General features: G+C 29.4%; 15 protein-coding genes. 3 read left to right on the top strand and 12 right to left on the bottom strand.

Annotated features, from left to right (window positions below):
* Nucleotides 1–53: 53 nt before the first annotated feature.
* The 9 genes from scfB to OCU47_RS06600 form a co-directional block, all read right to left on the bottom strand.
* Nucleotides 54–1415 (bottom strand): thioether cross-link-forming SCIFF peptide maturase, encoded by a 1362-nt coding sequence (gene scfB, locus OCU47_RS06640; RefSeq protein WP_261827811.1) that lies wholly within the window; start codon nucleotides 1413–1415, stop codon nucleotides 54–56.
* A 74-nt stretch (nucleotides 1416–1489) separates the two neighbouring features.
* Nucleotides 1490–1627, bottom strand: a complete 138-nt coding sequence (scfA, locus tag OCU47_RS06635; RefSeq protein ID WP_021801337.1) for a six-cysteine ranthipeptide SCIFF — start codon at nucleotides 1625–1627, stop codon at nucleotides 1490–1492.
* Between the two features lie 71 nt (nucleotides 1628–1698).
* Nucleotides 1699–2067, bottom strand: coding sequence for a TIGR04086 family membrane protein (locus OCU47_RS06630; protein ID WP_261827810.1), 369 nt, complete (start codon nucleotides 2065–2067; stop codon nucleotides 1699–1701).
* Between the two features lie 74 nt (nucleotides 2068–2141).
* Entirely contained in the window at nucleotides 2142–2465 is a 324-nt protein-coding gene (yajC, locus tag OCU47_RS06625; RefSeq protein ID WP_261827809.1) for a preprotein translocase subunit YajC, read from the bottom strand.
* Between the two features lie 37 nt (nucleotides 2466–2502).
* The gene (tgt, locus tag OCU47_RS06620; RefSeq protein WP_261827808.1) at nucleotides 2503–3642 is read right to left on the bottom strand and encodes a tRNA guanosine(34) transglycosylase Tgt; all 1140 of its coding nucleotides are present in this window, start codon (nucleotides 3640–3642) and stop codon (nucleotides 2503–2505) included.
* Nucleotides 3643–3659: 17 nt separating this feature from the next.
* On the bottom strand, nucleotides 3660–4688 hold the full coding sequence (queA, locus tag OCU47_RS06615; protein WP_261827807.1) for a tRNA preQ1(34) S-adenosylmethionine ribosyltransferase-isomerase QueA: 1029 nt from the start codon (nucleotides 4686–4688) through the stop codon (nucleotides 3660–3662).
* 15 nt (nucleotides 4689–4703) lie between these two features.
* On the bottom strand, nucleotides 4704–5741 hold the full coding sequence (ruvB, locus tag OCU47_RS06610) for a Holliday junction branch migration DNA helicase RuvB (protein WP_261827806.1): 1038 nt from the start codon (nucleotides 5739–5741) through the stop codon (nucleotides 4704–4706).
* A 13-nt stretch (nucleotides 5742–5754) separates the two neighbouring features.
* Nucleotides 5755–6357, bottom strand: coding sequence for a Holliday junction branch migration protein RuvA (ruvA, locus tag OCU47_RS06605; RefSeq protein ID WP_261827805.1), 603 nt, complete (start codon nucleotides 6355–6357; stop codon nucleotides 5755–5757).
* 150 nt (nucleotides 6358–6507) lie between these two features.
* Nucleotides 6508–7077 (bottom strand): hypothetical protein, encoded by a 570-nt coding sequence (locus OCU47_RS06600; protein WP_261827804.1) that lies wholly within the window; start codon nucleotides 7075–7077, stop codon nucleotides 6508–6510.
* A gap of 249 nt (nucleotides 7078–7326) precedes the next feature.
* Here OCU47_RS06600 and argH point away from each other — a divergent pair, with 249 nt between their 5' ends.
* Nucleotides 7327–8640, top strand: a complete 1314-nt coding sequence (gene argH, locus OCU47_RS06595; RefSeq protein ID WP_261827803.1) for an argininosuccinate lyase — start codon at nucleotides 7327–7329, stop codon at nucleotides 8638–8640.
* Nucleotides 8641–8729: 89 nt separating this feature from the next.
* On the opposite strand, the gene OCU47_RS06590 is transcribed toward argH, so the two are convergent.
* Genes OCU47_RS06590 through OCU47_RS06580 form a run of 3 tightly spaced genes read right to left on the bottom strand, consistent with a single transcriptional unit; the run spans nucleotide 8730 to nucleotide 12143 of the window.
* Complete coding sequence (locus OCU47_RS06590; protein ID WP_261827802.1) at nucleotides 8730–9950, bottom strand: hypothetical protein; 1221 nt, start codon at nucleotides 9948–9950, stop codon at nucleotides 8730–8732.
* Between the two features lie 59 nt (nucleotides 9951–10009).
* Nucleotides 10010–11467 carry a sensor histidine kinase gene (locus tag OCU47_RS06585; RefSeq protein WP_261827801.1) on the bottom strand — a complete coding sequence of 486 codons (1458 nt, stop codon included), beginning with the start codon at nucleotides 11465–11467 and terminating at the stop codon, nucleotides 10010–10012.
* Nucleotides 11454–12143 carry a response regulator transcription factor gene (locus tag OCU47_RS06580; protein WP_261827800.1) on the bottom strand — a complete coding sequence of 230 codons (690 nt, stop codon included), beginning with the start codon at nucleotides 12141–12143 and terminating at the stop codon, nucleotides 11454–11456. The genes OCU47_RS06585 and OCU47_RS06580 overlap by 14 nt, the downstream gene beginning before the upstream one ends.
* Before the next feature lie 253 nt (nucleotides 12144–12396).
* Here OCU47_RS06580 and OCU47_RS06575 point away from each other — a divergent pair, with 253 nt between their 5' ends.
* Complete coding sequence (locus tag OCU47_RS06575; protein ID WP_261827799.1) at nucleotides 12397–12900, top strand: AAA family ATPase; 504 nt, start codon at nucleotides 12397–12399, stop codon at nucleotides 12898–12900.
* A 161-nt stretch (nucleotides 12901–13061) separates the two neighbouring features.
* Nucleotides 13062–14762 (top strand): GGDEF domain-containing protein, encoded by a 1701-nt coding sequence (locus tag OCU47_RS06570; RefSeq protein WP_261827798.1) that lies wholly within the window; start codon nucleotides 13062–13064, stop codon nucleotides 14760–14762.
* Nucleotides 14763–14786: the final 24 nt, after the last annotated feature.

Below are 14786 nucleotides of genomic sequence, written 5' to 3'. Positions count from 1 at the left end.
TTCTCATTAGGTATTATAATATTTTTCTCATTTCTTGTCAATTATTGTAAAGCTTATTCTGATTGTTGCGCTTTTAAGGCTATAGCGCACTCAATTCTCTTTTTCTGTAACTCACAACCTATTTCATATGGAATATGTATGTCTCCATTGAAATTGAAGTTATTAGCTTGGCATCCACCACTACAGTAGAATCTTGCCCAACAGTCCCTACATTTTGGTTTATTGTATATATGAGCATTTTTAAAGTTATCTACTATATCTTCTTTTATTTCGTCATCAAATATAGTTCCTAATAAAAAGTCCTTATTTCCAACAAACTGATGGCATGGATAAACTTCGCCATCTGGAGTTACTGCTACATATTCATGTCCTGCACCACAACCTGATATCCTTTTATACACACAAGGACCACCATTTAAATCAATATTGAAGTGATAGAATTTAAATTCATTGCCTTCTTTTCTTCTTTTCAACATCTCGTGATATAATTTTTCATATTGCTCAAAAATTTGAGGAATATCCTCTTTTCTAAGTGAAAGCTCATGTTCATCTGGCAATACTACAGGTTCTACAGATATTTCCTTGAACCCTTCATTTGCAAGCGCCATTATATCTTCAAAGAAATCTGTATTGTTTCTTGTAAATGTTCCTCTAACATAATATTGCTTAGATTTGTCTCTACGAGAAATCATATCCTTTATTCTAGGAAGTATTCTATCATAGCTACCTGAACCATCAATTCTAACTCTTACTGCATCATTAACAGATTTTCTACCATCAATAGATAAAACTATATTTCCCATATTCTTATCTAAATATTCCATCTTTTCTTCATCTAATAATGTGCAATTAGTAGTCATTGTAAATCTAATATTTTTCTTATATATTTTTTCTTGTTCTCTTGCATAGTCTACAATTTCTTTTATAGTATCAAAAACCATTAATGGTTCTCCACCAAACAAGTCTACTTCTATATTCTTTCTTGGGCCTGATTTTCTAATTACATAATCAATAGCCTTTTTTCCTATTTCTGCAGACATAGGCTTCCTGCACCCTTTGTATTCTCCTTCATCAGCAAAGCAGTATTTACATCTTAAGTTGCAATCGTGTACAACATTCAAACATAATGCTTTTACATAATTTTCTGATTTATCGTTCATCGCTATATCCTCATATAAATCCTCTGAATATAGCATTCCTTCTTCTTCTAGTTCTTTTAAATCTAAATATGCTTCTTCAAGTTCCTTAACATCATATTTATCTTTTAGTCTATTTATTATTTCATTCTTATCTTGAAGTTTATCTACTGTATCTAACATATCATAAATTAGCTCGTCTACAATATGCAAGCTACCTGAATTAACATCTATAACATAATAACTATCATCAAGACAAAACTTGTGAATTAGCGCCACTATGAAAATCCTCCTAACTTAAGTGTGGCAGTAACATATGTCACTGCCACCATTTTTATTTCATTCTATGTGATTTAGTTTTCACACGCTAAGTTTGCAACAGTACAAGATGTTTTACATGCTGATTGACATGAATTAGCACATTCTTTACATCCTGGTTTACAAAGGCTGTTCTTTAAAGAAGATTTGTTTATTGTTTTTATGTGTTTCATTTCCATACGCCTCCATTCTTTTATTGTACATGGCAATTATACCATAATCATTTGTCAAATTAAAGATTTTTTTAAGTATTAATTCCTAGCATTCCAGAAAAGAACCCTACAGCTAAAGCAATAATTAATCTGTAGAAGTCATATAATACAAAAGAAACTTTTTCTTTTAAGATCATTGTAAAAATAAAAAGAATAATATAATATAACAATCCTAAAATAAGACCAACAAGCCAGCCTCTTTCTTGATTTTTCTTAGCGCTGTATATAGCACCTACAAAAATACTAATACAAGTAATTATTACCCAAGCTATCCCTAATGCCTTTAGATTTACATCTTTCACCATCATTATTAAACTCAGTATAAATACACCAATAAGTGTAATCAAAATAGACCTTAATAATCCTTTGAATATGTTTACCATTATTCCTCTGTGCTCCATAAAAACACCCCCTATGTTTAAAATCTATGCACATAGGAGGTATTTTATAACTATATAAAACTTCTTTAATTAGCTTATTTATCTTCCTTTTTAGCTTCTTTATCTTCTTTTTTAGTTTCTTTATCTTCTTTTTTAGAAACTACAGTCGATATGGCTTGTTTTGTAAATCTAAGTCTTACTCTATCGGGACCTGATTCTAAAACTACTTCGTCTTCTGTGACATTTATAACTTTACCAACTAATCCCCCTCTTGTTACTACCTTATCATTTACTGATAAACTATCAAGAGTTTCTTTATATTTCTTCTTTCTTTTTCTTTCAGGGATTAATACTATAGCATAAAATATCCCCATCATTGCTACTATTATTAATAATTGAACTAATAATTCAGATGGCATTCTAAACATCCTTTCTTTTTTAAATTTTTATTTATAGTTAGGCTTTTACTCCCCATTCCTCATGCTTCTGTGCTTTAAAGTCTTGGAAGTATCCCCCATCTATTGCATTTCTGATATCCTCCATAAGTTTATTATAGAAATAAAGATTATGAAGTACACATAGTCTCATTGCCAACATTTCCTTTGCCTTAAACAAATGTCTTATATAGGCTCTTGAGTAATTTTTGCAAGCTGGACATTGGCAACCTTCATCAATCGGATTAGAATCCAATTCAAATTTTGCATTCATTATATTTATTTTACCATGCTTAGTAAACACATGTCCATGTCTACCATTTCTAGCCGGCAATACGCAATCAAAGAAATCTACACCTCTAGACACCGCCTCTAATATATTGCTTGGAGTTCCTACGCCCATTAAATAAATCGGTTTATCTTGCGGAAGATATTCTACTACACTTTCTATGGTTCTATACATTTCCTCATGTGTTTCGCCTACAGCCAAACCACCAATTGCATATCCATCTAAATCAAATTTGCTTATAGTTTTGGCATGATTTATTCTAAGATCTTGAAATATAGCTCCTTGGTTAATCCCAAAAAGCATTTGCTCTTTATTAATAGTTCCTTCTAAAGAATTAAGTCTATCCATCTCAATCTTACATCTTTCAAGCCATCTAGTAGTTCTTTCTACAGATCTTTCTACATAATCTCTTGGAGATGGAATCTCAATACATTCGTCAAAAGCCATTGCTATAGTTGAAGCTAAGTTGCTTTGGATTTGCATACTTTCTTCTGGACCCATAAATATCTTTTTCCCATCAATATGAGAATTAAAGTAAACTCCCTCTTCCTTTATTTTTCTCATTTGAGCCAATGAAAACACTTGAAACCCACCAGAATCTGTTAGTATCGGCCTATCCCAATTCATAAACTTATGTAAACCACCCATTTTAGCCACTACAGTATCTGTAGGTCTTAAATGTAAATGATAAGTGTTTGATAACTCAACTTGGCAACCTATTTCTTTCAAATCCATTGAGGATACTGCTCCCTTAATAGCAGCTAAAGTTCCAACATTCATAAATACAGGTGTCTGAATAACTCCATGAGGAGTTCTAAATTCACCTCTTCTCGCTTCTCCATCTTTTTTCAAAAGAGTATATCTCTTAGACAAAAAATCACTTCCCTTACTTATTTTACGATAAACATTGCATCTCCAAAAGAGAAAAATCTGTATTTTTCTTTAACAGCAGTATTATATGCGTTTAAAACATGATCTCTGCCTGCTAAAGCACTTACAAGCATAATTAATGTAGATTCAGGCAGATGAAAATTAGTAATAAGTGCATCTACTACTTTATATTTATATCCTGGATAAATAAATATATCTGTCCATCCACTTTGTTCTCTTACTTCTCCATTGTCATCAGCAATACTTTCTAACGTTCTTGTTGATGTAGTTCCAACTGAAACTACTTTATTGCCTCTTTGCTTAGTAGCATTTATTATATCTGCAGATTCCTTTGATAAGTGATAATATTCTGAATGCATATGATGCTCTTCTATAGTATCAGCTTTTACAGGTCTAAAAGTACCAAGTCCAACATGCAATGTTAAATATACTACATTAATGCCCTTTTCTTCAATACGTTTTAATAATTCTTTTGTAAAATGAAGTCCTGCTGTTGGTGCTGCTGCTGAACCTTCTTCCTTTGAATATACAGTTTGATATCTTTCCTTATCTTCTAATCTCTCATGTATATATGGAGGCAATGGCATTTGGCCAAGTCTATCTAATATTTCTTCAAAAATGCCTTCATATGAAAATCTAATTATCCTATTTCCTTCTTCGCCAATTGCAGTTACTTCTGCAATTAGTATCCCATCTCCAAAGCTAAACCTAGCACCAACTTTTGCTTTCTTTCCAGGCTTTGCAAGACACTCCCAAGTATCCTTATCTATTCTTTTTAGTAATAAAAACTCAATTTTACCCCCAGATTCTTCTTTTTCACCAATAAGTCTAGCTGGCAAAACTCTTGTATTATTTAGAACCAAAGTATCTCCTGGATTTAAATAATCAATAACATCATGAAATACTTTATGAGTTATCTCTCCTGTTTCCTTATTTAATACCATAAGTCTTGATGAATCCCTTTGTTCTAAAGGATGTTGTGCAATCAATTCCTCTGGTAAATAAAAATCAAAATCTTTTACGTCCATATTATATCCTTCTTCCTATTCATTATGAAATAAATTTATCTGCACTTCTTGTTCAGAAGATTTATTATAATTTCTTTTCAAATGTTTATATGCTTTTTCTGTAGCCATTCTTCCTCTAGGAGTTCTTATAATAAAACCTCTTTGAAGTAGATAAGGCTCATAAACGTCTTCCACTGTATCTAATTCTTCTCCTATAAAATAGGATAAAGTTTCAATCCCCACTGGTCCACCATTAAAACTATCTACAATAGCTTCAAGAATTTTATTATCTATTCTATCAAATCCCTCTGAATCAACTTCTAACAAATCTAAAGCTTTTATAGCAGAATCTTTTTTAATTATTTCTTCTCCGCTTACTGCTGAAAAATCTCTTACCCTTTTTAACAATCTATTAGCTATTCTTGGTGTACCTCTAGATCTACTTGCAATTTGAAATGCCGCTTCATCAGTTATAGGTGCACCTAAAACATTACTTGATCTTGTTATTATCTCCTTTAATTGTTCATCAGTATAGTATTCCATGGAACATAGTACACCAAATCTATCTCTTAAAGGTGCAGTAAGCATTCCTATTCTTGTAGTAGCTCCTATTAAGGTGAACTTCGCCAAATCCAATCGTATAGATTTGGCTGTTGCACCTTTACCTATTACTATATCTAAAACATAATCCTCCATAGCTGGATATAATATTTCTTCAACAGTTCTATTCAATCTATGTATTTCATCAATAAATAATACATCATAATCATTCAGCGTAGTTAATATTGCTGCCAAATCTCCAGCTTTTTCAATAGCTGGCCCAGAAGTCACCTTAAGATTTCCTCCCATTTCCTTTGCAATAATATTAGCTAAAGTAGTCTTTCCAAGACCGGGTGGTCCATATAATAACACATGATCCAGCGCTTCTTCTCTCATCTTAGCAGCGCTTATAAAGATATTCATTCTTTCCTTTACTTTATCCTGACCAATATATTCACTTAATTTCTGAGGTCTTAAGCTAAATTCATCTCTACTATCTTCATTTAATTCTGATGATGTAGTAATACGTTCCATAAGTTCACCCCCCTTACTTCATCAACATTTTTAAGCAATCCTTTATCATAATTTCTACAGAAGCAGTCTTATCTACTGAATTTAATGCTTTTTCTGCTTCCTTCTCTGAATATCCAAGTGAAATTAATGCTGCTACAACTTCTGATAAACTTGATGAATTCTGTATTCCTTCATCCGTACTATCAGCCTCTGAGTTTTCACCCAATATTTCATCAGATTTAAATTTATCTTTTAGTTCTAATATTATTCTTTGTGCAATCTTTTTGCCTATTCCAGGTGCTCTCACAATATGTTTTTCGTCACCTGTTAAGATAGCATATTTTAAATTAATTACTGTGCTAATAGATAATAAAGATAATGCTGCTTTTGCACCCACTCCATTTATTGTAATTAGTATATTGAACATCTCTAATTCTTCCTCAGTTAGAAAACCATACAATCCAATAAAATCTTCTCTTACTATCTGTTGAAGAAATATTTTTACCTTTTCATCTATAGAAGGCATCTTTGCAATTGTGCTTCCTGAGGTAAATATCTTATATCCTATATTATTATTTTCTATGATTACGTAATCATTTTTCAATCCTTTATATTCTCCGATTATATATTCAAACATATATTACCTCCACTCATAAACCTACATTATACTTTAACATTTTCATGCTTTAATATCAATGGACATATTACTGTTTTTTTACTGCACATAGAAAAAAGTTCGTAACTTCTAAAATAAATTTTAGAATTACGAACCTTTAGTTTTAATGAATTAAAAGAATTCTGTTATATTTTCTTCTGCCTCTTCTCTTGTTTCATAATACTTTTGAAAAGTTTGTATTTTATTTTTAGATACATCATCTAATGTTGAAACCTTTCTTTTAGTTATAAATACATCTGAATCAGGATTTTCTAAAATTAATTCTCCCTTTTCGTTGCTTTTGTAAATAGCTAGATAATCATCTTTGGCTCCTAAATAGAATTTATTTGGAATAAATTTAGTACTATTTCTATTAAATACAATTCTTGAATCTGAAGCTTCTTGTAGAGAATAATCTTCTTTGGTAAATATATTCTTAACATCATCTTTTGATATCTTCTTTGATAATTTATATAATTCCTTAACTTCCTTTATTGTATATACTTTATCTGTAACATAACCCTCTTGTTGCTTTGACCTTAACACAACTAAAGTATCATCTTGCAAACTACTAGTTTGTTCTACTGTTGGTGCCTCTTTTGCACCAGTTAGCCTATAACTAATTTCATAAGATAGTACAAAGGTGAAAAGCAAACCAAGTATTACAAGTGAAGTTATAAAATATTTCTTTCTATTTTTCATTAATTTATCACCTCACTGTAATCATTGACCTTTTTTTCATGTTTTATACATAGGAAATATATAACTTGTTTAACTTTTCTTAATCAATATTTATTTTATAGTTGTCCTTATTTTTGCATATTTATAAATCAATATTGAATCTTTATGCATTATATGTTATATTTTCATTACTAAACTTTATAATTATGCACAAAACCGAATTTTATTTCAACAAAAATAGATAAATCGTATGAAAGAAGGTATATTATTATGAAATTGTGGGGCGGTCGCTTTAAAAAAGAAGAAAATAAACTTATGGAAGACTTTAATACGTCTCTTCCTGTTGATAAGCGCTTATATTTTGAAGACATCACTGGAAGTATTGCACATGTAAAAATGCTTGGAAAATGCAACATAATACCTACAGAAGATTCCAAATTAATAGAATTAGGCTTAGTTAGTATTTTAAATGATATAGAAAATAATAATTTACTAATTGAGGGTGATTATGAAGACATTCATAGTTTTGTAGAAAGTAATCTCATAAAAAGAATAGGAGATGTAGGAAAAAAACTTCATACTTCAAGAAGTAGAAATGATCAGGTAGCTCTGGACACTAGACTTTACACTAAACATCAAACTATGAATACTATAGAAAACATTATATCCCTTAAAGACACAATTAAAACTGTAGCTGAGAGAAATCCGTATATAATGCCTGGGTATACTCACCTTCAAAGAGCACAAGTTGTTACATTTAGGCATCATTTAATGGCTTATTTTAGTATGCTAAGCAGAGATGAACAACGTTTAAGAAATGCTTTAGAAATTTTAGATGAAAACCCTTTAGGATGTTGTGCTTTAGCTGGAACTACTTATAACATTGATAGAAATCTTACTACTACAGAATTAGGTTTCAAAAAGCCAGTAGATAATTTTTTAGATGGTGTGAGCGATAGAGATTATTTATTAGAGCTAATCTCAGACTTTTCAATAATAATGATGCATCTAAGTAGATTAAGTGAAGAATTGATATTATGGAGCAGTCAAGAATTTGGTTTCGTACAAATTGATGATTCATATTCTACTGGCAGTAGTATAATGCCTCAGAAAAAAAACCCAGATGCAGCAGAACTAATCAGAGGGAAAACTGGAAGTGTTTATGGCAATCTTATGTCTCTGCTTACTACTATGAAGGGACTTCCACTTGCATATAATAAAGATATGCAAGAAGATAAGCAACAATTCTTTAGTGCTTTAGATACAGTAAATAGTTGCCTTAAAATAATGAAAGAAATGATTGCTACTATTAAAGTTAAGGAAGATAACATGAAAAAAGCAGTAAAAAGAGGTTTCTTAAATGCTACAGAAGTTGCTGACTATCTTGTTACAAAACAAGTTCCATTTAGAGAAGCCCATGGAATTGTAGGTGCAATTGTTATCTATGCAGAGGAAAATGATAAAGCTATTGAAGATCTTACTCTAGATGAATTTAAACAGTTCAGTGAATTATTTACCGAAGATATATATAAATTCATAGATTATAGTGAAGTTTTAAAAAGAGGTATAAAAACCAACCTTTAATTCATGGCGAATTTACTCATTTCATGACAACAATAAGGAGACAGCTTCTTCTGCCTCCTTATACTATTTATATTATTAATAAACTTAAATTACCTGCCAAGACTAACCAAATAGTTCTTATAACCGTTGTTATTATAAATGCTTACAAATACTCTTGTACCATCTTGATTCCACATTGCTTGCCATTGTCCACTTTTCACATCAAACTCCTTAGATAAAATATTTTTAGTTTTAGTAAGTTTATTTTCCTTCAACTCACTAATGTAAATCTGAGTTATACCACTCTTAGGAGCCTTTTCTTCATATATTATTTTATTTAAATTCTCATTTTTCATATTTATTGTACTAGCATCATTAGTTGATCCCAAACTAATATTCCCTAAGCTGGATATGCTATTATTAGACAAGTTGACTGTAGCCACTACCCCTATATTTAGATTATCAGATTTATAGTAGCTTACAAGTAAGGTATCTTGTCCTTTAATTAAGGCTAAGGAATTAATACATTCAGTATTAGGAACTCTAGTTAAAATAGCATTTTTACTTGGATTCTTCAATGATCCCTTATAAATTGCATTTCCTTTTGAAAAATAATATGTGTCACCATCAATCCCTATGGTAACATATGGAAAGCCTTGAATTCCACTTACGCAGTAATCTTCTAACCCTGCCTGATTAATAACAGTTTTTTCTCCAGTGGCACTACTGATCAATACGAAATTTTTACCATTATCAGCTAATACATATTCACCCTTTACTCCTACAAACATTGGATTAATCTTAGTAGTTCCTACTTTTATTATTTTTAAAGTTTTCCCACTTTCTAAATTTAATATAGAGTAATTGTTTGTATCAAATATCACTAATTTTTTATCCTTGTAATCAACTATACTGCTATCTTTTCCAATATTACTGATATCTATAGTTCTATTTGTGCCATTAACTAAATTCCTTATAGTTAGTTTTGTGGAATTTATATCTTCTGCAGCTAAAATGCTATCATTTCCATACCATCCTCTAATATATTGCTGTTTATTCATTTCTATTTCTTTTACTGAAGAAACTGATAATTGCTTATTGTCTATTTCCTTAGATTGTGACTTTACATTTGACACTACAACTTCTTTCACATTTCCTGTTTTATCCTCAACACCAGATTGGGCTGATGGCTTAACTAAATCCCCTTGTATATCTGCCTTACTTATGTCTACTTCTCCATACACTTGAGACTTAACACAATATATTCCCAACACTGTGAACACAGAAATTATTAATACTGTAGATAATAACATCAATTTTTTTCTTTTCATTATTATCTCTCCTTTCTTTCAAGATTAATCTTATTAGAAAGTTATGACCAAAATATTGACTAACTTGTTGCCAAAATATTAACATCAGAAAACTTTATTAAAGTCTGTACCTTATAATTCTGCCATTTAATTTCTATAGTTCCTTTATGAGTTTCTACTATTTTTCTGGAAATATTCAATCCTAATCCTCTACTTCCTTTTTCTCTAGAATCACCTTTCATAAAAGGTAAAAATAGTTGCTCTGTATTCTCCATATATTCTTTCTCACTATGATTTTCAATTTCTATATTTATAAATCCATTGTATCTAAAAGTCTCTATTCTAATTTCTTTATTCGGAACACTATATTTTATTGCATTATCAATTACATTTATAAATAATTGCTGAAGTTTCTTTTCTCTGCCCACTAACTCTATCTTTTCCAATTCAAGAACAATTCTAGCACCATATCCTTCTGCTTTTTTATATAAATCATTAGATACCTTCTCTATTAGTTTAGATATATCTATAAGTGCTTCTTCCTCTTCAATTTCCGTGTTACCTTTTGAAACTTCTATCAAATCCAGAACCAATCCATGTAATCTATCACTTTCCTGCTTAATTCTCGTAGCTGCTCTCTTAGAAAATTCTTCATCATCAACACCTTCTTCTAAAATTTGAGCATATGAAGATATTCCTGTTAATGGAGTTTTTAATTCATGAGTTATATTATTAAAAAATTCTTGCCTTGTTTTTTCAAGTTTCATTACCTTAGCCTGCTCAACTTCTAAACTTAGAATATATTGGCTTATTTCATTTTTCATAATATTGAACGTATTCGCCAAAATACCAATTTCGTCTTTTGACTTCACTCTTATTTCTCCATCATAAATTCCATTTCTCATATCTTCTATTTTCTTGGTTAAGGTTTTTAATGGTTTCATTAACCTATTAATTAATACTGCTGAAAAAATAATTGCAATAATAAGAGTTATAACTTGTATAATTGTGATGTCATTAATAAGTCCCATATCTCTGCTATTTACATTAGAATAATCTTCCCTAAAGCAAACCACACCTAAAAACTTATTGTTTAAATATAAAGGATAAGAAAATCTCAAAATAGCTCTTCCTCCATAATTATCTAACACATAATAAGCATTATTTTTAATAGCTTCCTTTACATCACTATTTTCGTTAATCGCCTCTATAGGTATATCAGTATTTATTTCTTCAATTAAATCTCCATGACTATCTCTTATTGATACATATGACTTATTTAATACACTTAATTTAACCACTAGACCATACGCAGATTTTTTCAGAGTTTCTTCACTAATCTCACCCATGTCTCCTTCTAAAGTATTTCTAATAAATTCCCTGCTACTTTTGAATAAAGAATTTTTCTCATCTCTTATACTAATTTTTCTGTTTTCTTCTATAGATTTGCGTATATATAAATTTAGTGCCATATTTGAAGTAAAAAAAATCACCAAAAATCCTAATATAAACTTTATCTTTATACTACTCTTTTTCATTTCTATTCATCCTATATCCTATACCAAAAACAGTTTCAATAATTTTTCCTTCCTTATCATCTAATTTACTTCTTAACCTTCTAACATGTACATCTACAGTTCTATCATCACCGGAAAAATCCATGCCCCATATTCTATCTAAAAGCACTTCTCTACTAAATACTATATCTTTATTTTCTGATAGAAAAAGTAATAGATTATATTCCTTAGGTTTAAGCTTTATCTCTTCAGAATTTTTTATAACTTTATGAGCTTTTCTTAAAATAGTAATTTCTTTGCTGACTTCTATTGATTCATTTTCTTCTTCCTTATATGTGTTAACTCTTCTTATAGATGCTTTAATCCTAGCTACCAATTCTCTGTTATCAAAAGGTTTAGTTATGTAATCATCTGCACCCAATTCAAACCCCAGCACTTTATCGACAATATCTCCCCTTGCAGTAAGCATTATTACAGGGACACCATTGTTGTTTATTTTTTTTAGTATATCAAAGCCATTTATATCTGGCAGCATTACATCCAAAATAACCAAATTAATATCATTTGCATTAAATAACTGAATGCCGGCTTGTCCTTTAGATGCCAATAATACATTGTACCCTTCCCTTTTTAGCAAAAAACTTAATGCATCTGCTATAGAATAATCATCCTCTATTAATAAAATTGTGTTTTTCATACCTCTATTAACTCCTTATTAAATCTAAATCGTATTCATTGATTTAGTTTATTCGAAAATATATAACTTTTTTGAATCTACTCTCTATTCTATAATAATAATGTTTTTTTTCCAATTAAATTTGTGGTATTATATTCCCATATAAATTCTAATTAACATAATTCCTAATTTCTAAGTTAACAATATTCTCAAATTAATTTTATATCAAGGAACTTTTTATGACATATATAGAACATTAAAAGGAGAGTTTGCTATGAATAAAAAATTTATTGCTTTTATCACTGGCACCTCAGGTGCTGGAAAATCCACACTAGTCAACAGCCTAAAAAACATGAATCTGCTTAATTGTAATATTCACGATTTTGATGAAGGCGGAGTTCCAGAAGGTGCTGATGAGAATTGGAGAAGAGAGAGAACTAATCATTGGGTTAATATCTGTACTGATAATTATTCTAATGGAATAAGCACTATAATTTGCGGAGTTTGCGTTCCCAATGAGATTAAAGCTTGCGAAAAATACACCGATTCACTAAACATTGCTTATGGATTTATTGAAATTAGTGAAACTGCAATTTTAGAAAGATTAGCAAATAGATCTTGGGATAACATTACAATAGAAAATAATATAAATTGGGCTAAATATCTTAAGAATTCTGTTCTTGCTGAAAAGAATAATTTTATAGTAGATGGAGAAAAAAATAATCCAACTAAAGTAGCAGAATATGTTCTCAAACAACTGCTCAAAGAAAAAGTATAAATTTCACTAATAACTATACAAGAATTTAATATTATTTTTTTTATTTTTCTATGATAAAATATACATTATGCAAGTTTTACTATTTAATTAACGTTCTTGCTAGTTTTAGTAAAAAGGAACAACACAGGATAAAATATATTATTTATTATAGGAGACACTAAATGAGAAAAAAAAACAAAGTTAACGATGAAAAATTAAAAATATATCTAATAACCTTTTCTTTATTTATCTTGTTTTCTACTATAGCACTATCTATTAAATTCAGTAAAACAAATAACCAAAACATAATAGATAGCGATATTACTGTACTTAAAGACAATTGGATTTTATCTGAAGATAATAAAAAAGATAAAACATCGATTTCTCTTCCAGAGTCCTTAAAATATAAGAAGAATACAACCATTTACTTAACTCAAATTTTAAAAAAATCTAATAAACTTGATAGAAATTCTATTTGCTTATACTTAGGCTTTAGCAATGTAATTGTGTATTTAGATAATAAGGTACTTTACAAATATTCAAATAATGATTATGAACTTTATTTAAACAAGGCAAAAAATACATTCCACATGATTAATCTGCCTACTGATTTTGACGGTAAAAAACTAACATTAGAATTTCATATGTTACAAAACTCATCTTTATCATACGAAATACAAGCGCCTATTGTTGGTAATAAATTATCTATTTGTTTTAATCTCTTAAAGAAACAATCATTATTAATTTTTGTTTTGTTTTTTGTAGTGAACTTTGTGCTATTAATCATCCTCATTCTCTCATTGAAAATAGTTATAGGCAGAGAAAATTTATCGCATTTATTTTATGTTGGAATGTTTTCGTTATTATCATCAATGTACACACTCTCAGAATCTAGCATACTTCAACTTTTGACACCCAATACCTATTTGATAAATATACTAACATTTATGCCCTTATTGCTTTTGCCAATACCTATACTTATGATAGTTCTTAAAAATATTCACTACAGATATAAAAACTTCTTAAGTTATATTATTTACTTAGTATTAATTAATTTTTATGTCCAATGCTTAATTAATTTTTTAGGAATTCTAGACTTTCGAAAAATGTTATTGGCCACTCATTTTGTTATAACTACAGCAATTTTATCATTTATATATACAACAGTGCGAACTTGGAAACAAAAAACAATTGAAGCTAAATGTTTTACGTTCTCTTTAATGCCACTATTTTTTGTAACTGTACTAGATTTCTTCCTATACTATTTTGACATAGAATCTGTAAATATAGCTTTTTTTGAAGCAGCTTTACTCTTATTTGTTGTATTCCAAGTAATTTACATTATAGATTATTTTCTTAAATATTATAGGCAATCAGTACAATTTGCTACATATAAAGAAATGGCCTATACAGATATAATGACGTCTATTGGAAATAGAACTAGATTTCAAAAAGAAATTGAATATATGGATTCTAATAAATATGAGTTTAGCTCAATTTGGTGCATCTTAATGGATTTAAATAATCTAAAAAAAACAAACGATAATTTAGGACATGCCTCCGGTGATGAGTTAATTAAGAACTTTGCAAATATATTAAAAGACTCTTGCAAACACAAAGGTAATTGCTATAGAACTGGTGGTGATGAATTCATAGCACTTTTTAAAAACACAAGCCAATTAGAAATAGAAAAATTCATAAAAGATTTAAACTACAAAATAGAAGAATTCAACTATAATAATGTTGTTAAAATCAGTGTAGCACTTGGATATGATGAGTATAAGTCTGGCATTGATGAAAATATAAGCCAATTAATTTCAAGAGCTGATAAGCTAATGTATAAAAATAAATTATTGATGAAATCGAAAAAAGTTAAAGAATAAAAAAACACCTGCTATTAGACAGCA

The sequence above is a fragment of the Clostridium sp. TW13 genome, from assembly GCF_024345225.1.
Taxonomy (GTDB): Bacteria; Bacillota; Clostridia; order Clostridiales; family Clostridiaceae; genus Inconstantimicrobium; species Inconstantimicrobium mannanitabidum.
The sequence above is the reverse complement of the archived record's forward strand: the minus strand, read 5'-3'. Positions and strand labels throughout refer to the sequence as shown.

Coding starts and splice junctions, on each gene's coding strand:
- scfA (WP_021801337.1), bottom strand. CDS start 1,627: ATGAAACACATAAAAACAATAAACAAATCTTCTTTAAAGAACAGCCTT.
- OCU47_RS06630 (WP_261827810.1), bottom strand. CDS start 2,067: ATGGAGCACAGAGGAATAATGGTAAACATATTCAAAGGATTATTAAGG.
- yajC (WP_261827809.1), bottom strand. CDS start 2,465: ATGCCATCTGAATTATTAGTTCAATTATTAATAATAGTAGCAATGATG.
- queA (WP_261827807.1), bottom strand. CDS start 4,688: ATGGACGTAAAAGATTTTGATTTTTATTTACCAGAGGAATTGATTGCA.
- ruvB (WP_261827806.1), bottom strand. CDS start 5,741: ATGGAACGTATTACTACATCATCAGAATTAAATGAAGATAGTAGAGAT.
- ruvA (WP_261827805.1), bottom strand. CDS start 6,357: ATGTTTGAATATATAATCGGAGAATATAAAGGATTGAAAAATGATTAC.
- OCU47_RS06600 (WP_261827804.1), bottom strand. CDS start 7,077: ATGAAAAATAGAAAGAAATATTTTATAACTTCACTTGTAATACTTGGT.
- argH (WP_261827803.1), top strand. CDS start 7,327: ATGAAATTGTGGGGCGGTCGCTTTAAAAAAGAAGAAAATAAACTTATG.
- OCU47_RS06590 (WP_261827802.1), bottom strand. CDS start 9,950: ATGAAAAGAAAAAAATTGATGTTATTATCTACAGTATTAATAATTTCT.
- OCU47_RS06585 (WP_261827801.1), bottom strand. CDS start 11,467: ATGAAAAAGAGTAGTATAAAGATAAAGTTTATATTAGGATTTTTGGTG.
- OCU47_RS06580 (WP_261827800.1), bottom strand. CDS start 12,143: ATGAAAAACACAATTTTATTAATAGAGGATGATTATTCTATAGCAGAT.
- OCU47_RS06575 (WP_261827799.1), top strand. CDS start 12,397: ATGAATAAAAAATTTATTGCTTTTATCACTGGCACCTCAGGTGCTGGA.
- OCU47_RS06570 (WP_261827798.1), top strand. CDS start 13,062: ATGAGAAAAAAAAACAAAGTTAACGATGAAAAATTAAAAATATATCTA.